The organism is Auraticoccus monumenti, from assembly GCF_900101785.1.
Lineage (GTDB): Bacteria > Actinomycetota > Actinomycetes > Propionibacteriales > Propionibacteriaceae > Auraticoccus > Auraticoccus monumenti.
In genome coordinates, this window is record NZ_LT629688.1 from 348,862 (window position 1) to 372,684 (window position 23,823).

19 protein-coding genes are annotated in these 23,823 nt (G+C 74.6%); 13 read left to right on the forward strand and 6 right to left on the reverse strand.

Features of this window, described 5'->3' with window-relative positions; genetic code table 11:
* Window positions 1–69 precede the first annotated feature (69 nt).
* Both BLT52_RS01625 and BLT52_RS01630 read left to right on the forward strand, forming a co-directional pair.
* Window positions 70–1,269, forward strand: coding sequence for an arginine deiminase (locus BLT52_RS01625; protein WP_090590004.1), 1,200 nt, complete (start codon window positions 70–72; stop codon window positions 1,267–1,269).
* 7 nt (window positions 1,270–1,276) lie between these two features.
* Window positions 1,277–2,011: a TSUP family transporter gene (locus tag BLT52_RS01630; protein WP_090590006.1), complete on the forward strand. Its 735-nt coding sequence runs from the start codon at window positions 1,277–1,279 to the stop codon at window positions 2,009–2,011.
* Between the two features lie 19 nt (window positions 2,012–2,030).
* Here the strand turns inward: BLT52_RS01630 and BLT52_RS01635 are convergent, their stop codons facing one another.
* The 3 genes from BLT52_RS01635 to BLT52_RS01645 all read right to left on the reverse strand — a co-directional run bounded on the left by BLT52_RS01635 (window position 2,031) and on the right by BLT52_RS01645 (window position 6,208).
* Window positions 2,031–2,834, reverse strand: a complete 804-nt coding sequence (locus BLT52_RS01635) for a glycerophosphodiester phosphodiesterase (protein WP_090590009.1) — start codon at window positions 2,832–2,834, stop codon at window positions 2,031–2,033.
* A gap of 13 nt (window positions 2,835–2,847) precedes the next feature.
* Window positions 2,848–4,203, reverse strand: a complete 1,356-nt coding sequence (locus BLT52_RS01640; protein ID WP_090590010.1) for a purine-cytosine permease family protein — start codon at window positions 4,201–4,203, stop codon at window positions 2,848–2,850.
* A gap of 1,042 nt (window positions 4,204–5,245) precedes the next feature.
* Window positions 5,246–6,208, reverse strand: coding sequence for a zinc-binding dehydrogenase (locus BLT52_RS01645; RefSeq protein WP_090590013.1), 963 nt, complete (start codon window positions 6,206–6,208; stop codon window positions 5,246–5,248).
* A 100-nt stretch (window positions 6,209–6,308) separates the two neighbouring features.
* On the opposite strand from BLT52_RS01645, the gene BLT52_RS01650 reads away from it, so the two are divergent.
* From BLT52_RS01650 to BLT52_RS01670, 5 genes are all read left to right on the forward strand, one after another.
* Window positions 6,309–6,923: a TetR/AcrR family transcriptional regulator gene (locus tag BLT52_RS01650; protein ID WP_231946448.1), complete on the forward strand. Its 615-nt coding sequence runs from the start codon at window positions 6,309–6,311 to the stop codon at window positions 6,921–6,923.
* A 203-nt stretch (window positions 6,924–7,126) separates the two neighbouring features.
* Window positions 7,127–7,648, forward strand: coding sequence for a GNAT family N-acetyltransferase (locus tag BLT52_RS01655; RefSeq protein WP_197679151.1), 522 nt, complete (start codon window positions 7,127–7,129; stop codon window positions 7,646–7,648).
* A gap of 267 nt (window positions 7,649–7,915) precedes the next feature.
* Window positions 7,916–8,626, forward strand: a complete 711-nt coding sequence (locus BLT52_RS01660; protein WP_090596183.1) for a HEAT repeat domain-containing protein — start codon at window positions 7,916–7,918, stop codon at window positions 8,624–8,626.
* Window positions 8,613–9,644: a MerR family transcriptional regulator gene (locus BLT52_RS01665; protein ID WP_172803971.1), complete on the forward strand. Its 1,032-nt coding sequence runs from the start codon at window positions 8,613–8,615 to the stop codon at window positions 9,642–9,644. The genes BLT52_RS01660 and BLT52_RS01665 overlap by 14 nt, the downstream gene beginning before the upstream one ends.
* A gap of 532 nt (window positions 9,645–10,176) precedes the next feature.
* Window positions 10,177–11,457: a S8 family serine peptidase gene (locus tag BLT52_RS01670; RefSeq protein WP_157676914.1), complete on the forward strand. Its 1,281-nt coding sequence runs from the start codon at window positions 10,177–10,179 to the stop codon at window positions 11,455–11,457.
* Between the two features lie 284 nt (window positions 11,458–11,741).
* On the opposite strand, the gene eccCa is transcribed toward BLT52_RS01670, so the two are convergent.
* Window positions 11,742–15,824 (reverse strand): type VII secretion protein EccCa, encoded by a 4,083-nt coding sequence (gene eccCa, locus BLT52_RS01675; protein WP_090590017.1) that lies wholly within the window; start codon window positions 15,822–15,824, stop codon window positions 11,742–11,744.
* Between the two features lie 171 nt (window positions 15,825–15,995).
* On the opposite strand from eccCa, the gene eccD reads away from it, so the two are divergent.
* On the forward strand, window positions 15,996–17,372 hold the full coding sequence (eccD, locus tag BLT52_RS01680) for a type VII secretion integral membrane protein EccD (RefSeq protein ID WP_157676915.1): 1,377 nt from the start codon (window positions 15,996–15,998) through the stop codon (window positions 17,370–17,372).
* A gap of 42 nt (window positions 17,373–17,414) precedes the next feature.
* Here eccD and BLT52_RS01685 read toward each other — a convergent pair whose 3' ends face one another.
* Window positions 17,415–18,125, reverse strand: coding sequence for a hypothetical protein (locus BLT52_RS01685; protein ID WP_090590021.1), 711 nt, complete (start codon window positions 18,123–18,125; stop codon window positions 17,415–17,417).
* The gene (gene eccE, locus BLT52_RS01690) at window positions 18,122–19,297 is read right to left on the reverse strand and encodes a type VII secretion protein EccE (protein ID WP_090590023.1); all 1,176 of its coding nucleotides are present in this window, start codon (window positions 19,295–19,297) and stop codon (window positions 18,122–18,124) included. Before eccE ends, BLT52_RS01685 begins: the two co-directional genes overlap by 4 nt.
* Window positions 19,298–19,402: 105 nt before the next feature.
* On the opposite strand from eccE, the gene eccB reads away from it, so the two are divergent.
* From eccB to BLT52_RS01715, 5 genes are all read left to right on the forward strand, one after another.
* Window positions 19,403–20,749: a type VII secretion protein EccB gene (eccB, locus tag BLT52_RS01695; RefSeq protein ID WP_090590025.1), complete on the forward strand. Its 1,347-nt coding sequence runs from the start codon at window positions 19,403–19,405 to the stop codon at window positions 20,747–20,749.
* A 134-nt stretch (window positions 20,750–20,883) separates the two neighbouring features.
* A complete protein-coding gene (locus BLT52_RS01700; protein WP_090590027.1) occupies window positions 20,884–21,201 on the forward strand; it encodes a WXG100 family type VII secretion target in 318 nt (105 codons plus the stop codon).
* Between the two features lie 45 nt (window positions 21,202–21,246).
* On the forward strand, window positions 21,247–21,537 hold the full coding sequence (locus BLT52_RS01705; protein ID WP_090590029.1) for a WXG100 family type VII secretion target: 291 nt from the start codon (window positions 21,247–21,249) through the stop codon (window positions 21,535–21,537).
* Window positions 21,538–21,633: 96 nt separating this feature from the next.
* A complete protein-coding gene (locus BLT52_RS01710; RefSeq protein WP_090590031.1) occupies window positions 21,634–21,981 on the forward strand; it encodes a hypothetical protein in 348 nt (115 codons plus the stop codon).
* Window positions 21,982–21,994: 13 nt separating this feature from the next.
* Entirely contained in the window at window positions 21,995–23,713 is a 1,719-nt protein-coding gene (locus BLT52_RS01715; RefSeq protein ID WP_090590033.1) for a WXG100 family type VII secretion target, read from the forward strand.
* Window positions 23,714–23,823: the final 110 nt, after the last annotated feature.

Here is a 23,823-nt window from a genome sequence, read left to right on the forward strand (position 1 = left end):
GGGAGCACGGGGAGCCTCGCCCCAGCCGCCGGACGGGACCCGCCGCGGCGCGTCTCCTAGAGTCCCCCCATGACCACGAGCTCCCCGCTGGGTGTCCACTCCGAGGTGGGCAGGCTGCGCACCGTGCTGCTGCACCGGCCGGGCAACGAGCTGCGCCGGCTGACCCCGCGCAACAACGACGCCCTGCTCTTCGACGGGATCCCGTGGGTCGACCGCGCCCAGGACGAGCACGACGCCTTCGCCGAGGCCCTGCGCAGCCGCGGCGTGGAGGTGCTGCTGCTGGCCGAGCTGCTGGCCCAGACCCTGGCCCTGCCCGACGCCCGGGAGCAGGCCGTCGCGCTGACCACCACCGACCTCCGGCTGGGGGACCAGCTGCGGGGGTGGCTGCGGCACTACCTGACCGACCTGGGGCCCGAGCAGCTGGCCGAGGTGCTGGTGGCCGGGCTCCGCAACGACGAGCGCGACGGCCCACGCACCCTGGTCACGGCACTGATGGCCGAGGACGACTTCGTCATCGACCCGCTGCCCAACCTGCTCTTCACCCGCGACTCCAGCGTCTGGATCGGGGACCGGCCGGCGGTCACCTCGCTGGCCATGCCGGCCCGGCAGCGGGAGACCCAGCTGACCGAGCTGATCTACAGCTTCCACCCGCGCTTCGCCGACGCCAGCCCGATCTACGGCTGGGACCAGGAGCACGTGGAGGGCGGGGACGTGCTGGCCCTGGCCGAAGGGGTGCTGGCCATCGGCGTCGGGGAGCGGACCACCCCGGCGGGGGTGGAGCGGCTGGCCCGGACGGTCTTCTCCCTGGACCTGGCCCACACCGTGGTGGCGGTGCCGATCGACCAGGAGCGGGCCACCATGCACCTGGACACCATCGCCACCATGGTCGACGTCGACGCGATGGTGATGTACCCCAACGTGGCCCACCGGCTGTCCGCGCGGATCGTGCGCGCCGACGGCGACGACCTGGTGGTCGGGGAGCCGCTGCACTTCCTGGACGCCGCCGCGCAGGCGATGGGGATCTCCGAGCTGCGGCTGATCGACACCGGTCTGGACCCGGTGACCGCCGAGCGGGAGCAGTGGGACGACGGCAACAACACCCTGGCGCTGGCCCCGACGGTGGCCGTGGCCTACGAGCGCAACACCGAGACCAACGCGCGGCTGGAGGCTGCGGGGATCGAGGTGCTGGCCATCAGCGGGTCCGAGCTGGGATCGGGTCGGGGCGGTCCCCGCTGCATGTCCTGCCCGATCGCCCGCGACCCGCTCTGAGGCGGGGGTGCTGCTCGGGGTCCCCGCCGGTGTGCTCGTCGCGCTGGCGCTGGCCCTCGTCCTCGGCGCCCTGGTGCAGTCGACCGTCGGGCTCGGTGTCGGGCTGGTCGCCGCGCCGGTGACCACCCTGCTGGCCCCGGAGCTGATGCCCGGGTTCATGCTCTGGCTCACGCTGCTGCTGCCGGTCGGCACCCTGCTCGAGGGGCGCCGGGAGGTGGACGTCCGCGGGCTGGCCTGGGCACTGCCCGCGCGGGTGCCCGGGACCGTGCTGGGGGCGCTGCTGGTGGTGTGGCTGGACCAGGCGGCCCTCGGCCTGGCCATCGGCGTGGTGGTGCTGGTGGCGGTGGTCACGACCGCGTCCTCGCTCCGGGTCCCGCTCCGACCGGCCTCGCTGATGGGCGCCGGGCTGCTCTCCGGGGTGACCGGCACGGTGTCCTCGATCGGCGGGCCCCCGATGGCCCTGCTCTACCAGCACCAGCCGCTGGCCACGATCCGCCAGACCCTCGCGGTCTACTTCTTCGTCGGTGCGACCCTCAGCCTCGTCGCGCTCGGGGTGGGCGGGGAGCTCGGGTGGCGCCAGGCGGCCGTCGCGGCGCTGCTCTCCCCCGCCCTGCTGGTGGGACAGCTGGTCGCCCCGCGGGTGCGCCGGCGGGTGCGTCCGGGGCAGGTCCGGGTGGTGGTGCTGGTGGTCTGCGCCGCCTCGGCGTCGGTCCTGGTGGTCCGCAGCCTCGTCGCGCTCTGACCGTGGCCGCCGTCCGGGCTCAGGAGGGGACCGGGTCGCCGTGCACCACGGCCAGCGCGCGGTCGGGGTGGTCGGTGGTCAGACCGGTGGCGCCGCGGTCCAGCCAGCGGCGCATGGCCTCCGTGTCGTTCACGGTCCACAGGTGCAGCCGGTGCCCGCGGGCCAGCAGCCGGTCCACCCACCCCGGGTGGCGCTCGGCCAGCCGGTGGTCCACGCCGACGGTGTCGACGCCCTCGGGGAGGTGGCCGTCGGCCCAGGGCCCGAGGTCCTTCTCCACCAGCAGGGAGCGGCGCAGCGCCGGCGCCAGCTTCCCGGCCAGGGCCACGGCCCGCGGTTCGAAGCTGATCATCCGCACCGGCGCCCCCGGTCTGGTCCAGCCGCGGTCGGCCAGCTGCTCCAGGGCCCGGCGGTCGACGTCGAGGCCGCGCGCGGTCGGGTGCTTGGTCTCCACCGCCAGCCCGACGTCGACCCCCTCGTCCCGGGCCCCCGCCACCAGGTCGAGCAGCTCGGCGAAGGTGATCAGCTCCCGCTGCTCGGGCGTGGGGTCGGGCACCTTCCAGGAGCCGACGTCGACCTGCTTGAGCTCGGCGACGGTCAGCTCGGCCACGGCATCCGGACGCCCCCCGGTGCGCCGGAGGGTGAGGTCGTGCAGCACCACCAGCTGGTCGTCGGCGCTGAAGTGGACGTCGCCCTCCAGCTCCACCCGGTGCCCCGTCCGGCGGGCCAGCTCGACCGCAGCCCGGTAGGCCGCCCGGGTGGACTCGGGGTGGACGGCGGAGGACCCGCGGTGCGCGACCACCTCGATCGCTGCCTGACCCGTCATGGGCCGCAGTCTGTCAGCCCCGCGGGGCGACGGCGCCGCGGCCGGTGCGGGCCGCCAGCCGGCCGAGCACCAGCATGGCGACCACCGACACCACGATGGAGGCCACCGACGAGCCGAGCCAGGACGGGGCGCTGAAGCCCACCAGGTCGGCCAGCCAGGCCCAGGCGTCGGACCAGTAGGGCACGGTGCCGGGGGCGATCAGCTGGTAGGTGACGAAGCCGCAGACCCAGGCCAGCACCGGCACCAGCCGCAGCCGGGCGTGCGCGCTGACGTCCCAGACCTTGCCGGAGACCCCGAAGAAGTCCGCCGCGGCGACCGCGAACAGCGGCACGAACACCGAGCCGATCAGGTACAGGAAGGACTGGTAGCGGCTGAGGTCGAGCAGGCAGGCCGCCGTCGTGGCCAGCGCCCCCACGCCCAGGGCCACCCAGCGGCGGTCCACGCGGGGGAAGAGGTTCTGCACCGACATGGTGGTGGAGTAGATGTTGGCGAAGGCCTCGTCGACCTCGTCCACCATCAGCACCATCAGCGCGATCCAGCCGGCGGGCAGCGCGATCAGGGCAGCGATCAGGTCGTCGCCGGTCAGCCGCGACACCGCCAGCACCCCGAGGGTGTAGTAGGCCACCGCGGCCAGCCCGTAGCCCAGGCCGGCTCCCCAGAAGGCCGAGCGGGCGCTGCGGGAGTGCCGGGAGTAGTCCGCGGCGAGGGGGGCGAAGGAGACCACGCCGGCCACGGCGACGTCCACGGCCGGCCAGAAGCCGAGCACCCCGGACTGGTCCAGCGGCTGGGTGGGCCGCAGCAGCACCTGCACGAAGAGCAGCACCGAGGCGGCCAGCACCACCCACACCATCACCTTGCGCAGCAGCCGGACGCTGCCCAGCGGTCGGAGCGCCATCGCGGTGGCCACCACCCCGGCGACCACGGCGGCCGGGACGCGCCAGGCGTCACCCAGCACCAGCGAGGCCGCGGTGGAGATGACGATGATCTCCATGGTGGCCCAGCCGACGTTCTGGGCCACGTTGAGCAGGGTCGGGGCGACCGAGCCGCGGCGGCCGAACAGGCCCCGCAGGGCCACCATCGCCGGCGCCCCGGTGCGGGCGCCGAACACCGCGGAGCAGGCCAGCAGCGCACCGCCGAGCAGGCAGCCGACCACCACCGCCAGCAGCGCGCTGGCCACCGACCCGGTGGTGGCCACCACCAGGGCGCCGGTGAGCGGACCGAAGAGCGAGATGCCGAGGTTGGCCCAGGTGGCGAACTGGTCCCAGAAGCCCAGCGGGCGTGGTGGTTCGGTGGTCAGGACGAGGGGCGCCTCCGGCCGCGCGGCGGCGGGCCGGGAGTCGGTGCTCGAGGCGTGCGTGGACGTGCTCACGGGGTCCTCCCTACGCCGGCATTACCCGGTCAGGTTCGTTCGGTCGGGGACCCGGCGACACGTCGCCACTCCACCCTCTCAGCCCGCCACAGGGTGCGAGCTCCCGAGATGTCGGCCCCACCATAGCGCCGCGCGCACCGGTGCGCCCCCGCACCGCCCGCCCGCCGAGAAACCCGCCCCGTCTCCGCCGTTCCGAGCCCAGCGTCCGGCGCTCGGCCGACCCTCGAGACGTCACATCGTCCGCGACCGTCACGCTCCCTCGGGGCCACGCGCGGGCCGACGACCGGTCGGGACGAGTGGCCCGTCCCTCGCCGACCACCCGACGTCACTCTTGGCACGGTCCCGGGGAGCGTCACTCGACCTCCCGAGGTCACCCAAGCCCCACACCTGGCGGCGACTGGCCCCAAGTCGTCGCCACCCTCGCGGGCGCGACGACCAGTCGGGGCGACTCGCCCACTCCTCACCGACCTCCCAATGACCTCCCGACGTCCCCCTGAGGCAGCCCCCAGCGGCGACTGGCCCCAAGTCGTCGCCACCCTCGCGGGCGTGACGACCAGTCGGGGCGACTCGCCCACTCCTCACCGACCTCCCCATGACCTCCCGACGTCACCCTGGGCATCGACCCAGGCAGCGACTGGCCCCGAGTCGTCGTCTCCCTCGCGAAGGTGACGACCTGTCAGGGCGAGTCGCCCGACCTCCCGACGCCAGGGGCCCCACCTTCGCGGCCAATGGCCCCGAGTCGTTGCCACCCTCGCGAGAGGTGACGACCAGTCGGGGCGACTCGCACCCGCTCGCCGAACCTGCCGACTCGAGGCCCTGAGGCGCCGCCCGTGCGGCGACTGGCCCCGCGTCGTCGCTTCCCTCGCGGAGGTGACGACCGGTTGGGGCGCGTCCCGTACCGGTCGCCGAACCTCGACGTCGCCGACTGAGCCCGATCTCGCGCGGCGACTGGCCGCGAGTCGTCGCCGTCGCGGTCGTGCCGACGAGTCGGAGCCAGTCGCCACCGGAGAGGTGGGCCACACGGGCGAGCGGGACGGGGTGGTCAGGGGGTGAGGACGACGCGGCCGAAGACGGCGCCGAGGTCCATCTGGCGATGCGCCTCGGCGGCCTGCTGCAGCGGCAGCACCTCGTGCACCACGGCGTGCAGCTCTCCGCGCGCGGTGGCCTCGAGCTGCTCGGCCCGGACGGCGTCCCGCGCCGGGGTCGGGACGGTGTCGAGGCTGAGGGTGCTGATGGTGAGGGACTGCCGGAACCGCGCCAGCAGGGCCATGCCGAAGTCGGCCGGTGGCATCCCGGCCACGACGCCCACGAGGACCATCCGCCCGTTCGGGGCGAGGCGGTCCAGGAAGGCGGGCACGTCGGGGCCACCGACCACGTCGACCACCACGTCGAACGCGTCCGGTGCGTCCGGACCGCCCGCTCCGGTCCGGTCCAGGACGTGGGTGGCCCCGAGCTCGACCAGCCGACGGCCGCGTTCGGCGGAGGACGTGGTCACCGCGACGACACCCGCCCCGGCCTGCACCGCCAGCTCCACCGCCGCGATGCCGATGCTGCCCGCGGCACCGCGCACGAGCACGGACTCACCGGCCACCAGCCCGGCCCGCTCCAGCGCGAAGTGGGCGACGGGCGCCGCGCTCCCCACCGTCACCGCCTGGACGGCGGTCAGGGTGTCGGGGAGCTCGACGACGTCGCCCACCGGGGCCACGGCCTGCTCGGCGTAGGCGCCGCCCAGACCGGTGAAGGCCCAGACCCGACGACCCACCCACGCCGGGTCGACGTCCGCGCCGACGTCGGTCACCACCCCGGCGACCTCGCTGCCGGGGACGAGGCCGGCGGAGAACCCCATCCCACCGAGGGTCCCGCGGCGGATCACCGCGTCGACACCGGCCACCCCGATGGCCTCGGTCCGGACCAGCACCTCCCCCGCCGCGGGGGTCGGGTCCGGCACCTCGACCACCACCATCCCGCTCGGGTCCCCGAACCGTTCGATCTGCACGGCCTGCACGTCGTCTCCTCTGGTCGTCTGCTGCACTACGCTGGCGACGCTAACGGACGCCCGCGTCCACTTGACTGAAGTGAGAGCCATGACCGCTGGACTGCCTCAGATGCTGCGCACGGACGCGCAGGACAACCGCGAGCGGGTGCTCGCCGCCGCCCGCGCGCTGTTCGCCGAGCGGGGCGTCGACGTCACCATGCGCGACGTCGCCCGCCGCGCCGAGGTCGGTCCCGCCACCCTGTACCGGCGATTCCCGACCAAGCAGGCGCTGCTGTCGGAGGCCTTCGAGGAGGAGGTGCGGTTCTGCAGCAGCATCGTGGACGACGGTTGCACCGACCCCGACCCCTGGCGCGGCTTCTGCTCGGTGGTCGAGCGGATCTGCACCCTCAACATCGGCAACCAGGGCTTCGTGGACGCCTTCGTGTCCGGGAGCCCGGGCATCGACGCCCTGGCCGAGCACCGGGCGGCGCTGCTGCGTCGGCTCGCCGAGCTGGCCGGGCGTGCGCAGGCGGTCGGTGGGCTGCGTGGTGACTTCGTGGTCGACGACCTCGTGCTGGTCCTGCTGGCCGGGCGCGGGCTTGCCTCGGTCCCGCCGGCACAGCGGGAGGCGACCGCGCGACGCTTCGCCGCCCTGGTCATCGAGGCCTTCCGGGCCTCTGACGACGACGTGACCCTCCCCCGACCCCCGCGGCTCATCACCAGACCGGTCCGGGCGCCTCGCTAGGTCTGCCGTCCGCCCCTGCGCCCGCTCGACCACCAGATCTCGAGCAGCCACGCGACGGGGGCGGTCGTCGTCCGCGCTGACCGGGTGCCGGGGCTCGCCCTCACCGGTCTCGGTGGTGCCCTGGCGCTGAGCAGCCACAGCCGCGCCTGACGGGTTCCGCCAACCGGCTCGACGCCGACGTCCGGCCACGACAGGGTGGTGGCGTGGACGGGGTGCGCCTGAGGGCGATGACGGTGGACGACGCGGCGCCCCTGTCGGAGGCCTTCGCCCGGATCGGCTGGCACAAGCCGGTCGAGCTCTACCAGCGCTACCTCGCCGAGACCTCGACCGGTGTGCGGGTCTGCGTGGTGGCCGAGGTCGCCGGTGAGCTCGCGGGGTACGTGACGCTGCTGTGGACCTCGGACTACCCGCCGTTCCGCGAGGCCGGCGTGCCGGAGGTGTGCGACCTCAACGTCCTCCCCCACCTCCGCCGGCGCGGCGTCGGTGCCGCCCTGCTCGGGGCGGTCGAGGACGCCGCCGGCCGGCGTGGCGGCACCGTCGGCCTCGGCGTCGGACTGCACCCGGGCTACGGCGCGGCCCAGCGGCTCTACACCGCCCGCGGCTACCTGCCGGACGGGCGGGGTGCGGTACGCGACCACCGACCCGTCGCGGAGGGGGCGACGGTCCCCCTCGACGACGACACCTGCCTGATGCTGACCCGGGCGCTCGGGGCACACCACCCCTGAGTCGTCCCGAGCGTGGGCTCGTCGGGCGAGCCCGGCGGTCGACGTCAGCCGCTTCCGCCACGACCGCCGTGCCCGCGGGGCGCAGGGGTGGTCCAGCCCGCCGGGCCCGGTTCCCGCCGCGCCGGTTCACCGGCCCGAGATACGCCCCTCGGCGGAGCACTCGAGGCGGCACACCGCACGGCGCCCCGTTGAGGGAGACGGGACGACGTGCGCGGCGTTGACCTTGACACCGTGCGAAGGTCTTGACTGGTGGCAGGAGGTTCACCCATGACGACGACCGGACCCACGATCCCGAGGGCCACCTCGCTGCGCGAGGCGCTGGAGGACCTCGCACCCTCCGCACGGCTGCAGGCCGCCATGGCTGCCGGGATGCAGCCAGGACCGGCGGACCCGCCGGTCCTGGTGGCCCGCTGCGCCCTCGAACCCGACTTCTACGTCCGGGACATGCTGACCTGGGCGCTCACGCGCCACCCGGCCGCGGTCACCGTCCCCCTGCTGCTCGCCGAGCTCCGGGACGGTTCGCCGCAGGCGCGCAGCCAGGCGCTGCACACGCTGTCCAAGGTGGGCGACCCGCGGGGCTGGACGGCGATCACCCCGGAGCTGCTCCGGGACCCCGAGGACGAGGTGGCCCGGACCGCGTGGCGGGCCGCCGTCGCCCTGGTCCCCGAGGGTGCCGAGGCGGACCTGGCCGCGACCCTGGTGACGCAGCTGGGTCGCGGCGGTCCCGAGGTCCGGCGGAGCCTCAGCAGGGCGCTGGTCGACCTGGGCGAGGCGGCCGGGAGCGCCCTGGCCGAGGCCGCCACCCGGGGAGACGTGGCCACGCGCACGCACGCGATCGCGACCCAGCGCCTGACCCTCGACCCCGAGCAGGGGTTCGAGGCCTCCGTCTCCGAGGCCGAGCGCGTCGTGGCCCTGATGGACGCGCCGGTCGCCGGCGGGGCGGAGGCGTCCTCTGGGGATCCTGGTGCTGATCGGTGAGGTGTCGCGGCACTCGGGGGTCAGCGCCCGGATGCTGCGGCACTACGACGCCATCGGTCTGGTCGCACCGTCGGAGCGGAGCACGTCGGGGTACCGCCGGTACTCCGAGGCTGATCTCCAGCGCCTCTTCCACGTGGAGAGCCTCCGCTCCCTCGGACTGTCGCTGCCCGAGGTGCGGCGGGCGCTCGACGACCCCGGGTTCGCCCCCTCGGAGCTGGTCGAGGAGCTGGTCGCCCGGACGCGCGAGCGGATCTCGGCCGCGGAGGAGCTGCTGGGGAGGCTGGATCGGGTCCGCGCGGGTGGCCCGGACCGGTGGGGGGAGGTCCTGCGCACCGTGGCCCTGGTCCGCGGGCTGCAGTCCGACGACCCCTCCCGACGCCAGCTGAGCGCGCTGTCGACCAGCGAGGACGACGCGCTCCGGCTGGTGGGCCCGCTGGCCGAGGCGCTGCTGGCCGAGCCGGACCCCGTCGTCGCCGGCGCCCTGCGCTGGGCCGTGCGGCAGTCCGGGGACGAGGCGCTCGACGTCCTGGCGCCGGCGCTGGACTCCCCCGACGGGCAGCGCCGGGAACGTGCCGTCACCACCATCGCCCAGCTGTCCACCGAACGCTCGACCGCCGTGCTCACCGGCGTCCTCGGGCACGCCGACGACGCGATCCGCCACAGGGCCGCCCTCGCCCTGGGGTCGCGCGGGGAGCCGGTGGCGGTGGCGGTGCTGGTGGAGATGGTGCTCACCGGGCACCAGGACGTCGAGGCCGCGGAGGTCCTGGGCGCCCTCGCTCGACACCACGACCTCACCGACCCCGTCGGTGCCGTGCTCGCCCACGCGGTGCAGCGAGGCGGTGGTGGACCGGGACCGAGGACCCGGATCACGCAGGCCCTGGCCGAGCTGCCCGCCGCCCTGGCCCGGCCGACCCTGGAGGTGCTCGGTCGCGACGACGACCCGGAGGTCGCGCGGACGGCGGCCTACGTCCTGCAGCGGTTCGCCACGACCGCCGCCGCCGGGCACGCAGGCTGCTGAGGCACCGACGACCGCCGACGACGGGGGCCTCGACCCAGGCAGGGCCGGCCGCCCGGCCGGCGTGCTCGAGCACCGACCTGCTCATACGAGCACGACAGCCTCCAGCGTGGCCCGTCGTGCGCGCATGAACAGATCCTCGGCGCGAGAGGCGGGGTTCGGCGTCAGGCGGCGAGGCGCTCGGCGGCCTCGGGCAGGACCTCGCCCCGCGTGCAGGAGGCGAGGCGGACGAGGGTAAGCCGGTCGGGCGGCACCGCCCCCCGCCCGCGGGTCTGGGGCACCGCCCCACGCCCGCGGGTCGCGGCAGCACCCGGACTTCCCAAGAGCTCCGCCCCAACCACCGGCGCCTCCCGCGTCGCAGCGCCCAGCCAGACCCCCGGGGCGCTCGGGATGACGTCCCGACGGGACGCAGCGGGACCGGGAGAGACGCACCCTCCGCCCGCCGGGACGTGGCCTCCCCGAGCGGGCCCTGACCCTCACCGGAGCGGTCGCCGGACCGGGCGGTGACGCACCCCCGGCGTCGTAGGGTGTGCGCGTGCAGCGAGCGAGCGGGACGGTGGGGACCCGTCGCCGGCGCTCCCCGCGGGCCGTCGCCGTCGGCGTCCTCGCCGCCACCCTCACCCTGCTCTCCCCCGCCGCGCTGCCCGCGGCGGCCGTCGGGGACGGTGAGCCGTTCCGCAGCAGGGACTGCAAGAACTTCCAGGCCAACGCACCCATCAGCTCCTGGGCGGTCGACCGCCTCCAGCCCCAGCGGGCCCACGAGCTCGCCACCGGGCGCGGGGTGCGGATCGCCGTCATCGACACCGGGGTGGACAACCGGAGGATGCCGGTCTTCGGGAAGGCCTCCGTCAGCGTGGTCAACTACGCCGGCTACGAGCAGAAGGTGGACGCCGGCAGCGACCTCCGCGACTGCCAGCACGGCACCCAGGTGACCTCCCTGATAGTCGGGGGACCCACTGACGGGACCAACTTCATCGGCATGGCCCCGGGCGCGACCGTCATCGCGATGCGGTCGCTGGAGAGCGGCCCGGCCGCACCGGACCAGTCCACCCCGCAGGAGCCCCAGCCGATCGCCCCGGTGGTCGAGGCGGTGCGGGCGGCGACCGCGGAGGAGGTCGACATCATCAACATCTCCCAGTCCAGCACCTACGACGCCGACTACGCCGACGCGGTCGCCGACGCCATCGACGCCGGCATCGTGGTGGTCGCCGCCGCGGGCAACGGGGGCGGCGGCGCCGCCGACCCGCCGTACCCGGCGGCGTTCCCCGGGGTGGTCGCGGTGGGGGCCACCGGCCCCAACGACGTCGCCCCGGACTGGTCGCAGTCGCACGAGGAGCTGCGGGTGACGGTCTCGGCGCCCGGGGTCAAGGTGCTGTCGGCCAACCCCGCGATCGACGGGGAGAGCTCGTGGTCGAGCGTGGACGGGACGTCCTTCGCCGCCCCGCTGGTCACCGGTGTGGTCGCGTTGATGCTGGAGCGGGAGCCCGACCTGACCCCGGGCCAGGTCACCCGCCGGCTGCGCCGCACCGCCGACCCGACCCCGAGGACGGCCCCCGACCGCCAGACCGGCTGGGGCGTGGTGAACCCGTTGGCCGCCGTCACCGACGTGGTCAGCTCCGAGACCCCGGCACCGGGCCCGGTGGCCTCACCGACCCCGGCCGAGGACTACCGCGACCGTCCTCCGGTCGACCACTCCCAGCGCGACACCGCCCTCGCGGTGGCGGGAGGAGCCGTGGCCGTGGTGCTGGTGGCGGCCGTGCTGGCCGCCTCGCTGCCCGCGGGCCGTCGACGCCGCTGGGCCCCTCCGCGCGACTGACCCGCTCGGAGCGCCGTCCCGGTCACCCAGCTGGCGGCCCAGAGCGGTCGGATCCTGGCCGGGGGACCCGTTCGGATCCCGTCGGACCCTGCCCGACAACCGTCGGCCCCTGCCCGAGGACCGCTCGGGTCCACCCCAGGACCGGTCCGCAGCGGCGCCTGGTGCGTCCCCGGCCAGCCGACACCCACCCGCGGACGAGGAGCGTGCTGCCCTCGTCCGGCGCGCACCGCGACCACCCGACAGCCGTGTCCGCACACACCCGCCACGGGCGCAGGACCGCGAGGTCAGAGCTCCTTGGGCGGGGTGTGGGCGGTCTGCACCAGCACCTTGCCGGACCGGGTGACCAGGGTGCCCCGGCCCGGCGACAGCGGCTGAGGACGGACGTCGGCCAGCAGCGCGCCCTCGTCCTTGGTGCCGCTCATGATGATGCCGGGGTTCTGGGCGTCCTTGGCCCGGGCGATGATCTGGTCGGAGAACACCGCCCGCCCGGCCCCACCCATGCCGCGGGCCAGGATGATGTGCAGCCCGATGTCGCTGGCCTGGCTGACCAGGTCGAAGAAGGGCTGCATCGCGTGGCCCATGCTCGTCCCGACCAGCTCGTAGTCGTCGATCACGATGAAGAGCTCCGAGCCCTTCCACCAGCTCCGGTCGCGGAGCTGCTGCTGGGTCACGTTCGGCCCCGGCAGCCGGGAGCGCACCGCCGCCGCAGCGTCCTTCATCAGCTGGGTGGCGGCCGCGGACGAGGCGGCGTAGCCCGCCATGTGCTCGCCCTCGACGGCCCCCAGCAGCGAGCGCCGGTAGTCCAGGACCATGATCTTGGCCTCCTTCGGCGTGTACCGCGTGGTGATCCCGTTGAGGATCGTGCGCAGCAACGTCGACTTCCCGCACTCCGGGGCGCCGAAGATGACCATGTGCGGGTCCGAGAGCGGGTCCAGCCCGACCGGGGCCAGCTCCAGCTCGTCGATCCCGAACCACAGGGTGCGCTGGCGCCCGTCGTGCTCCATCCGCGGCAGCGCGGTCACCGGCAGGTCGTCGGGCAGCATCCGGACCGGGGCGACGCCCTGGCCGGGCCAGGCGGCGCGGACGCGGCGGACCATCTCCCGGCAGCCCTCGGAGACGTCGTCGGCGTCCATCACCGAGTCGATCCGGGGCAGCGCGGTCAGCATGTGCAGCCCGTCGTTGGACAGACCCCGACCCGGACGGCCGGTGGGCACCAGCGCGGCCCGCTTGCGGTCGATCTCGGACTCGAAGGAGTCACCCAGCTTCAGCTCCACCCGGCTCTGCAGCAGGTCGCGGATGGTGATCCGGAACTCCGACCACTTGTTGGAGGTGGCGACCACGTGGATCCCGAAGCCGAGACCGCGGGCAGCCAGGGAGGTCACCGAGGCCTCCATCGCCTCGAAGTCCTGACGCAGCGTCAGCCAGCCGTCGACGACCAGGAAGACGTCGGTGGGGAACCGGTCCCGCTCGATGGTGCCGTTGCGCCGTCCCCGGCGGTAGCTGGTCATGCCGTCCACGCCGAGCTCGGCGAAGGCGATCTCACGTGACTGCAGCAACGAGGTCATCTCCGCCACCGTGCGGCGGACGCGGTCGGTGTCCAGCCGGGAGCAGACCGAGCCGACGTGCGGCAGGTCGCGCAGCGAGGCGAGCGAGCCACCGCCGAAGTCGAGGCAGTAGAACCCGACCTCGTCGGGGGTGTGCAGCAGCGACATGGCGGCGATGGCCGAGCGGACGGCGGTGCTCTTGCCGGCCTGCGGGCCGCCCACCACGGCCAGGTTGCCGCCGGAGCCGGAGAAGTCCAGCCACATCGGGTCGCGACGCTGCTGGCGGGGGCGGTCCACCAGGGCGACCGGGGCGCCGAGGGTGGCGTGGAAACGGGCGTCCTTGGTGGTCAGCCCGCGGCCCTCGACCTCGACCAGCTCGCTGCGCAGCAGCTGGTCCACCGTGGACGGCTGGTCCAGCGGGGGCAGCCAGACCTGGTGGGCCGGCCAGCCCTTCCCGCGCAGCTTGTCCACCACGATGGTGAGCAGGGTCTCCTCGTCCTCCTCCTCGACCTCCTCGGCCGGGGCGGCCTCCACCAGCTCGTCCAGGGTGGCGGGCAGCGCGGGAGGCTCCTCCTCGCGCGGCGGCAGCACCTCGGGGACGTGGCCGGGGACGAACTCCAGCACCGGGGGCACCCAGGCGCGCGGCTGCAGCGGGTCGCGGTCGACGGTGGCCTCCGCGCCACGGGGGCGCTCGGAGCTGCCGTGCCAGGGACCGGAGACGTAGGCGGCCTTGAACCGGACCATCGAGACCGTGTCGAACTTGAGGTACCCGTTGCCGGGCGGGGTGGGGAGCTCGTAGGCGTCCGGCACCCCGATCACGACCCGCGACTCGGCCGGGGAGAAGGTGCGCAGGGCGATCCGGTAGGACAGGAAGGTGTCCAGACCGCGCAGCTTGCTCTCCTCCAGGCGCTGGGAGGCCAGCAGCAGGTGCACCCCGATCGAGCGGCCGATCCGGCCGATCTGGATGAAGAGGTCGATGAACTCGGGTCGGGCGGCGAGCAGCTCGGAGAACTCGTCCACCACCATGAACAGGCTGGGCATCGGCGGCAGGTCGGCGCCCTCCTGGCGGGCCTGCTCGTAGTCCTCGCGGTTCTTGAAGTTCCCGGTCGCGCGCAGCACCTCCATCCGGCGCTCCATCTCACCGGCGATGGCGTCCTGCATGCGGTCCACCAGGGTGAGCTCGCCCTCGAGGTTGGTGATCACCGCGCTGACGTGGGGCAGCTCGTCCAGACCGAGGAAGGTGGCACCGCCCTTGAAGTCGACCAGCACGTAGTTCAGCTGCTCCGACGAGTGCGTCATCGCCAGGCCGAGCACCAGGGTGCGCAGGAACTCCGACTTGCCCGACCCGGTGGCGCCGATGCACAGGCCGTGCGGGCCCATGCCACCGAGCGCGGCCTCCTTGATGTCGAGCTCGACCGGACGGCCGTCCTCGCCGTTGCCGACCGGGACGCGCAGCCGCTTCTGCATCGGCCGCAGCTTCCAGGCCACCCGGGTGTCGAGGGTGAGCGGGTCGCCGACGCCGACCTGGGCCGGGTAGTCCTTGGGCGGCTCGAAGACCACCTCCGGGGAGTCGTCGCCGTCGTCGACGTCGTCGGTGCGCACCTCGGGCATCCGGTACGGCGCCAGGGCCCGGGCCAGCAGCTCGGCCTGCACCATCGGGAGCTGGTCGGGGCGACCCAGCGGCGTCGAGGCGACCTGACCCGTCCCCTGGCGGCGGTGCAGGGTGAGCTCACCGCCCTGCACCTCCAGCACCGCCACGGACGGGTCGATCCGGCGCGGCCGCTCGCGCTGGGCGGTGACGGCCACGGTGGTGGTGGCGGTGCCGGGACCGGCCAGCTGCTCGGCGCTGGCCCCGCCCACGCCGTCGGTGACCAGCACCAGGTGGGCCGGCGGCCCCTGCTTCCCGGCCAGGCCCTCGGCGAGCGAGGACAGCTCGCCGCTGCTGGTGGCGATCAGGCGGACCGAGCCCGCCCCGTCGCACCGGTTCGGGTGCTGGGCGTGCGGCAGCCACTTGGCCCACTCCCAGCGCTCGACGGCCTCGGGGGCGGCGCAGAAGGCGATGACCAGGTCGTCGGGGCTGTGCCACGCCGCCATCTGGGCCACCATCGCGTAGGCGAGGCGGCGCTGGGCGTCCTGGTCCCCCACCAGCGTGATGGCGCTGAAGCCCTTCAGGCTGACCGCGAGCGGGACGCTGGGGACGGTGCGGTGGGTCCGGATGAAGCGTCGCAGCGCGCCGGTGGTCAGCGGCTCCAGGTCCTCGATCGGCTTGGACTCCGGCGGGGTGATGCGCTGGGCGAACTGCTGCGGGCCGACCGAGATCCGGATCGAGGCGAAGTCGTCGTCGTCGACGCGCCGCTCCCACATCCGCCGGTCGCCGGCCACCGCCCAGAGGTCGGTCGGCGAGGGGTGGCGCCACATCACGAAGCGCCGCTGCGCCTCCGCGGTGGCCCGCACCTTGCGCCGCGTCTGGGTCAGGTAGCGGAAGTAGTCGCGCCGGGAGGCGTCGAGCTGCTGGGCCTGGTCGTCGTTGCCGCGGCCGGTCTGGGTGAGCATCATGCCGAGCATCGAGATGCCGTACATGCCGCCCATCACCGCGCCGAGGGCGCCCCGGCCACCGCCACCGCCGCCGCCGCTGAACGACGTCGACATCATCAGGGCCATCGCGCCGGCCCCGGCCAGCATCGGCAGCATCCGCAGCACCGCCCCGAACCCGCGGCCGCCGGCCGGGGGCGGGATCTCCGGCGGGGACTCGAGCAGCAGGTCACCCCGGGGCAGGGCGGGCGCGCTGGCCCGCTTGCCGCGGGTGAAGGTGCTCACCGCCATCGTGCCGCGTCCTCCTCCGGTGCCGTCGCGGAGCGGTCGGCCGGACGGCCACCGCACGCGAGGGACATCATGCCCTGCGCGGGGGACACTTCCGGGTGCCGGAGGACGCCGGTCCGGGCACCCGCCGCGGGACGGGGTGCGGGTGGCCCGCCGACCAGTAGTCTGCCGCCCGTGAGCACTGGCGTTGGAGAGGACCTCGCACGCGTCACGGTCATCTCACCGACGCGGCGGATCGACCTGGCGCTGCCCGGCAGCGCGACGATCGGCGAGGTGCTGCCGCACGTGGTCCGCTTCTCCGGCCACGAGGGCTCGGCCACCGGGGACCCGGTGCACACCTGGGTGCTGCAGCGGCTGGGGGAGGACCCGCTCGACCCCAACCGGCTGGTCTCGGCCCTGGGCATCCGCGACGGCGAGATCCTGCACCTGCGCCAGCGCCAGGCCACCATGCCCGACGCCGCCTTCGACGACGTGGTCGACGCCGTCGCCTCCTCCACCAACACCCAGCCCTCCTGGCGCCCGGTGCACAGCCGACGGACGGCCCTGGCCGTGCTCTCGCTGGTGCTGCTGGGTCTGCCGATGGTCCTGGCCCTGGGTCGTCCGGGCCTGCTGGTCAGCCTGACCACGCTCGGTCTGGCGCTGGGCACCGGGCTGGCCGCGGTGCTGCTGTCCCGGGCCTTCGACCGGGCCGCGGTGGCCGTGGTGCTCGCCTGGCTCTGCGTCGCGCTGGCCGGGACCGGCGGCTGGTTCCTGCTCGGGACCGACGAGATCGGGCTGCGGTCCCTGGCCGCCTGCGGGTTCGTGCTGCTCGCCTCCGGCACCATGGCGCTGGGCACGGCCATCCGCCCCCACGCCTTCGCCGCCGTGGCGGTCACCGCACTGCTGCTGATCCTCGTGGCGATGGCCGCGGTGCTCCCGCCCGGACGTCCGGTCGAGGCCGCGGCGGTGGCCGTGGCGGTGCTGCTCGGCGTCACCCCGCTGCTGCCGGCGCTGTGCTACCGGCTGGCGCGGGTGGCGATGCCGAACCTGCCCACGTCGGCCGACGAGCTGGCCCGCGACGACCAGCCCGTGCAGTCCGACATCGTGGCCCGTGCGGTGGCCGCGGACCGGATCCTCGCCGCCCTGCTGTTCGCCACCTCGGTCGGGGCCACCATCCTCTCGGTGGTCCTCGTGCTGGACGGCCGCTGGTCCGCCCTGGCCCTGGCCGGGGCCGTCGGTCTGGCCCTGCTGCTGCGGGCCCGGGCCTTCGTGGGGCTGACCCAGCGGCTGGTGGTGCTGATCAGCGGCCTGGTGGTCACCACCGCGACCGTGGTGCGGCTGGCGCTGATGGTCCAGGACGGCGTGCTGCTCACCGTGGTGGGCACCACCGTCGTGGTGGCGCTCACCGTGGCCCTGGGCTACTACGCCGCCCAGATGTACAACCGCTTCGTCTCCCCGGTCTGGGGCCGCTTCGGCGACATCCTGGAGTGGCTCGCCATCATGGCCATCATCCCGCTGGTGCTCGCGGTGCTGAACCTCTACCAGCTGGTCCGGGGCATCAAGGGCACCTGAGCCCGACGGGGCACCAGGGGCACCTCCGCGAGGACGCCCGGCTCAGCTGAAGAGCACCCGGTACTCGGTCGGCGTCGGGGGCACCTGCACCCGCAGCAGCCGCCGAGGCATCGCCAGCACCACCTCGTCCTCGGCCAGCCCGGCGCAGTCGCGGACCTGCCGCGGGCTGAGCGCGTAGGCCCGGCGCAGGTTCTCCGTCACCCGGGCGTCGCACGGCCCCACCAGGGCCATGTCGCAGGAGCGCAGCTGGAACACCGCACCCGAGGCGGCCGCGTTCTCGCTGACCAGCACGGCCTGCCAGGGACCCAGCGCCTCCTGGCTGCCGTCGTAGTGCGCGATGTCGTCGACCACCAGCGACGGTCGGTAGGGGCGCCCCGAGCCCGGCGGGGACTGGTCGGGACGCAGCAGGTCCGCGCTGCCGCCGCTGTCGTGCACCGCGCGCACCAGCCGGCCCCAGCGGCCCGGGTCGGTGGCCATCACCGAGAGGTGGGCGCCGAGGGAGATGCAGCGGTAGGCCAGCAGCCAGCTGACGTACTCGGGGACGGCCAGGAACACGCGTGTCGGCCGGTTGCGGAAGATGCGCACGGCCAGCGGGGTGGGCTCGGTCCCGGTGCCGGGGGTGGTCCCCAGCAGCAGGCCGCTCGGGCCGGTCCGGACCACCGAGCGGGTGGGCTCGGCCATCGGGGACGGCATCGCCCAGTCGTCGACCTCCGGGGTGACCCGCGCCTCCGCGGGGAGCTGCCAGCCGCTCACGCCGCCACCCCCCGGCCCAGCGGCACGGTGGCCAGCATGGTCGGCACCTGGACCCCGCCGGCGGGCGCGAGCCGGACGTCGCGGCCCAGCGCGGCCGTCACCGTGTCCACCCCCACCTGCGCGAGCGCAGCGTTCGGGGTGACCAGGCGGATGCCCCCGCTGGCCTCACGCCCCGGGGCCAGCACGTAGGAGGTGACGGCGAAGAGCACCGGGGCCTGGGCCACGGCCTGCAGCAGCCGCCCGTAGCCCAGGGTCGCCGAGCTGCCCCACTGCTGGACCGCGCGGCCGCTGTGCAGCAGCCCGTCGCACTCCCAGTGCTGCCAGCTCTCGCGGGTGCGCACGTCGCCGCCGTCGGGGCCCGAGCCGGAGGTCAGGGCCAGCACCTCGTGGATCTCCAGCGGCGTCAGGGCGCGGGTCTCGATCCCCTGCCGCTTGAGCACCGACTGCACCCGGTGCAGCCCGAAGCGGAGGGTGGCGTAGATGCCGTCGTTGTCCAGGCCCCGGCGCGCCACCGCCTCCAGGCAGAGCCGGGGGTCCAGCCGCACGCACAGCCAGGTGCGCTGCACCGTCGGGGGCACGGTCCGGGCGATCTCCAGGTAGGCCCGCGCGGCCGCGGAGTCCTCCCCCAGCAGCAGCCGGCTCGGGGCAGGGACGGTGTAGGTGACCACCTGGACACCGGCGAAGACCACGTCGTCCTGGACGGTGAGGTCGGCCAGCTCGCGCAGGCTCAGCTCCTCGCCGCTGTCGGCGATCAGCTCGTCGTCGGCGTCGAGGGCCAGCACCGCCGTCCAGGCCGACCCGTCGGTGATCACCCCGACCTCCTCCCCCCGCCCGGTCACGGTCTGGCTCACCGAGAGCCCGGGCACCCACTGGGCCAGCGGCACCAGGTCGTGCGGGACGTCGGTGTCGGCGGCGGTCTGCGGGCTGCGTCGGGAGTAGGCCAGCCGCAGCCGCACCCGCTGCACCAGCGACCGGCCGCCGAAGGGGACCACCAGCACCACCAGCAGCAGCACCAGCACGCCCGCCACCACGTAGCCGGCCACGGTGCCGGTCAGCGCGGCCAGCACCGCCAGCAGGAGCAGCAGCTCGGCGACCACGAACGGCCCCAGCCGGCTCAGCAGCCGGGGACGCCGGGGGGCGAGCGCCACCGTCGCGGACGTCGTGCGCGCCATCTGGGCTCCTGCCTGCCGGACCTCGAGCGGGCGAGGGGGGACCCCGCCGCCATTACTGTAGGGCCCGCCGGTGCCGGACCGGCCGGACCGCCGACGAGGAGAGGTATGGCCACCCGCAAGGACCTGCTCAAGGCGCACAAGTTCACCAGCCAGCGCCTGGTCTCGGCCCTGGTGATGCGGAACCCCGACGACCTCGAGCCGCCGCTGCGCCGGATCGTCACCGGGACCTTCGTCAGCGCCATGATCTCCGTGCTGGTGCTGGCCGGCTTCGGCGTGGTGGGTCTCATCGCCGGCGGCGGCACCAAGAACTGGCGTGAGGACCGCACCATCATCATCGACACGTCCTCGGGCGTGGTCTTCGCCTTCCTCGGCACCAGCCTGCACCCGACCACGAACATCACCTCGGCCCGGCTGGCCACCGGCGGCGGTCCGGTGGTCTCGCTCAAGTCGACCACCCTGCGCGGGGAGCCGCAGGCAGGGCGGATCGGCATCCCCGACGCGCCGGCGCAGCTGCCGGCGGCCGCGGACATCAGCCCGTGGCCGCTGCGGGTGTGCAGCACCGCACCGGTCGACGACCTCCGCTACACCACCCTCCAGGTCGGGGTGGGACCCACCTCCCCGACCCCTGCGACGGCGGCGGTGCGCGACAGCACCGGGCTGCACTACCTGCTGGCCGAGGGCCGCGCCTACCCCGTCCCCGGGGGGGACGACGACGTCCCGGCGCTGCTGCTCGACCTCGGCTTCACCGCGGCGGGCACCCCGAGCGACGCGATGCTCAACACCATCCCGCGCGGGCCGGCGCTGGAGCCGCTGGCCATCCCCGGCGACGAGGGCGGCGCGGACATCAGCGTCGGCCAGATGACCACGGTCGGGTCGCTGGCCACCGTGCGGGGTTCGGTGACGTCCTACTACGTGCTGCTGCCCGACGGGCTGGCCGAGATCAGCGCCCTGGAGCACAAGGTGATGGAGCTCGACGGTCGCAAGAACACCGAGCTGACCCCCGGCGACGTGGTCGGCAACCTCAGCAGCCGGCAGGTCCGCCAGGAGGGGATGCCCGCCGGCCTGCCCACCAGCGCGTCCTCGGCACCTGACCAGGCGACGTCCTCGCTCTGCGTCAGCTGGGACGGCGAGGGCGCGCAGCCCGTCGTCGAGCTGGGGGCGCCCACCCCCCGGCCCACCGGGGCCTCACCGGTCCCCGGGACCGCCGACCTGGTCGAGACCGCGCCCCTGAGGGGGGCCCTGCTGCGTCCGGAGAACACCCCCGACGACGGCCAGGCGTTCCTGGTGGTCGACCGGCGCTCCTACGGGATCCCCGACGCGGAGTCCCGCGCGGCCCTGGGTTACGGCGAGACCCCGTCCCATCCCGTCTCCGCCGCGCTGCTCAAGCTGATCCCGAGCGGCCTGCCGTCCGGGACGTCGCTGTCGATCGAGGACGCGCAGAAGCCGGCCTGAGAGGTTTTCCACCGGCCCGCCGACACGGTGACCCCTTCTCCTCCTACTGTCGATGACAGGAACAACGCCCCGTCACCGGGGCCCACAGACACCCTTCCGGGACGCACCCGGGAACCAACTCTACGGAGGAACCCATGGCGGGACAGAGCAGTGTTGACCGGGCAGCGATGCAGCAGGCCGCTGGCCAGATCGAGGAGAAGGCCGGCGCGATCGACGGCGTCCAGCGCAACCTGCAGGGCCAGATCAACAACCTGATCGGCAGCGGCTGGCAGGGCAACGCGGCGCAGGCCTTCCTGCGGGCGTTCACCGACTTCGACGCCCAGTTCGCCAAGGTGCAGCAGGCCCTGGTGGACATCCACGGCAAGCTCGTGGACACCCAGATGAAGTACACCACCACCGAGGACGAGCAGGCCCAGAGCACCAACGCCATCAACGCGCTGCTCAACGGCTGACCACCCCACCACCGGCGACCACCCACACTCTCCAGGAGAATCAGAATGTCTGACTACACCTCGGTCAACTCCGCCGCGATGGCGGAGGGGATCTCCGACCTCACCAACGCCCACAAGCAGCTCTCCGACCACCTCGACACCCTCGAGGGCCAGCTCGGCGGCTCCCTGGCCCAGTGGGACGGCGCGGCGCGCCAGGCCTACGCCCAGGCCAAGGCCGAGTGGGACGCTGCGGCCACGCACATGTCCGACGTCATCACCAAGATGTCCAGCACCATGGGCCAGATCAGCGAGAACTACGACACCAACGAGCGCCAGATCCAGGGCAACTGGGGCTGATCCTCGAGGCGGGCGACCGCCGGAAGCGGCCCGCTCGGTGGAACCGAGCGGGCCGCTCGCGCGTCACACCAGCAGTTCCGTCCCCCGAGGAGTGACATGTCCGACGACAAGAACCTCTCCGTCGATCCTGGCGCCATCCGCGACTTCGCCAGGTTCCTCGACAGCCAGGCCCGTCCGCTGGCCCAGATCCACGCCCGCATGTCCGCCCGCGAGTCCGCCCGGGCCGACTTCGGTGAGCACCCGGCGGCGGACCAGGCCGAGCGCGAGCACCTGAAGGGCGTCGGCTCCGCCGTCGAGGGCGCGAGCCGCCTCAAGGCCCGTCACGAGGAGCTCGTCCGCGGCACTGAGGAGCTGGCCAAGCAGTACGCCGACCTGGACGGGCTGAACAGCGCCGCCGCCTCCGAGGTCGACGCCGTCATGCGACAGGGCGCGCGCAGCGCCTGAGGAGGAACGACACATGCACGCCGCACACGACGGCGGGGGCGGTGGCGGCCAGTACGCCGGCGCCACCCAGCGCCAGAACATGGCCTTCATCGCCTCCACCCAGCTGGCTGACCTGGAGGGCTCCCAGGACGACTGGCGCGACTCCGCCCGGCAGGCCGACGAGGTCGCCGACCTGGTGGAGCGCCAGCTCACCGGGCTGACGGCCGAGGGCGGCTGGACCGGCGCCGGCGCCCGCGCCTACGCCGCGATGATCACCCGCGACCTGGTGGAGCCCCTCCGGGACTTCGCCGAGGTCGCGCGCCGCAACGCCAGGGCGTACCAACCGCTGATCCGCGCGGTGAACCAGGCCCACAGCGCCGCGGTCAGCAACAACGTCCCCTGGGACGTCGACACCGCCTGGTTCGTCACCCGGAAGGAGGTCGACCAGGGTCTGTTCTCCAAGATCGAGGAGGCCGTCCAGGGTGAGGACGAGGACTACGAGAAGGCCAAGGCGAACGCGCCGTACGAGATCAAGCGCGGCAACGACGCCCCGGTGAAGTCCGTGCCCAAGGAGCAGTGGGAGCTCAACGAGGCGATGAACCCGCTCACCTCGGCCCCCACGGTGTTCACGCGGGTGGGGACGCCGGTGAGCGACTCCCAGCACCGTTTCGACAAGATGATGGAGACCGAGGGCCTCAACGACGGGCCGCGCAGCAACGTGCGCGCCGCCGCGCAGGGCATCGACACCGAGCTGCGCTCCTTCTCCCCCGCCCCGGTGGAGACCTACAGCGCCTCCGGCGACGAGTACCACGCCCCCACCCCGCCCGGCGGTGGCGGGAGCACCCCCGGCGGCGGTGGCGGCAGCCCGTCCGGCCCCGGCGGCCCCTCCTCCCCCGACGGACCGCGAACAGGCGGACCCGACGGGCCCACCGGGCCCGACGGCCCCGGCCACGACGGTCCTGACGGTCCCCGTCCCGACGGACCGGACGGACCCACCGGTCCCGACGGTCCCGTCCCGGGCGACCCGACCACACCGGTCAGCCCCACCCCGACCGGTCCCGGTGGCCCCGGCGGCCCGGGTGCGGACGGCCCCGGCGGCCCGGGTGCGGACGGCCCCGGCGGTCCTGGTGCCGACGGCCCCGGCGGACCGGGGACGGGCAGCCCCCTCGGGCCCGGCAGCACCGGCCCCTCCGGCCCGGGGGTCGGCGGGATCGGCGGTCCCGGCGGGTCCGGCGGCTCCCCGGTGAGCGCGGTGCCGGTGGCCGCCGACGGGACGTCCGCGGCCGGGGTGACCGCGATCGGCGCCCCCTCGGTGACGACGGCAGCGCCGTCCGGTCTGCCGGCGATGAGCACCGGCGCACCGGCCGGGAGCCCCGGCGGGCTGGGTGCCCTGCCGATGGCGACGCCCGGCGGCGGCGCCCCCGGTACCAGCTTCTCCCTCGCCGGTGGACGGCCCTCGCTGTCGGCCGGGGCGCACGGCAGCATGCCCGGTTCGGGCACCGCCGGCGTGGGGGGTCCCGGCGGCCCCGGCACCGGTAGCGCGGGGACCGGCACCGCCGGCACCTCGGGCGCGGGTGGCACCGGCGCCGGGGCCGGCGGTGCCGGTCAGGGCATGGCCGGTGGCCCGGCGGCCGCGCGTCGCGCGGGTGACCGGGACGAGGAGGAGCAGACCGAGCTCGACGGCACCTGGCTCGAGGAGGACGAGAGCGTGTGGGGTGCCCGCAGCACGGCCCCGCCGCCCGAGATCCGCTGACCCAGCCCCACCCACAGCCCCCGGAGCCGCCAGGCGCCGGGGGCTGTTTCGTGTCCCCACCCGGCTCGACCCAGATACTTGGACGCTCGTCCAACCATCGTCTAGCGTGA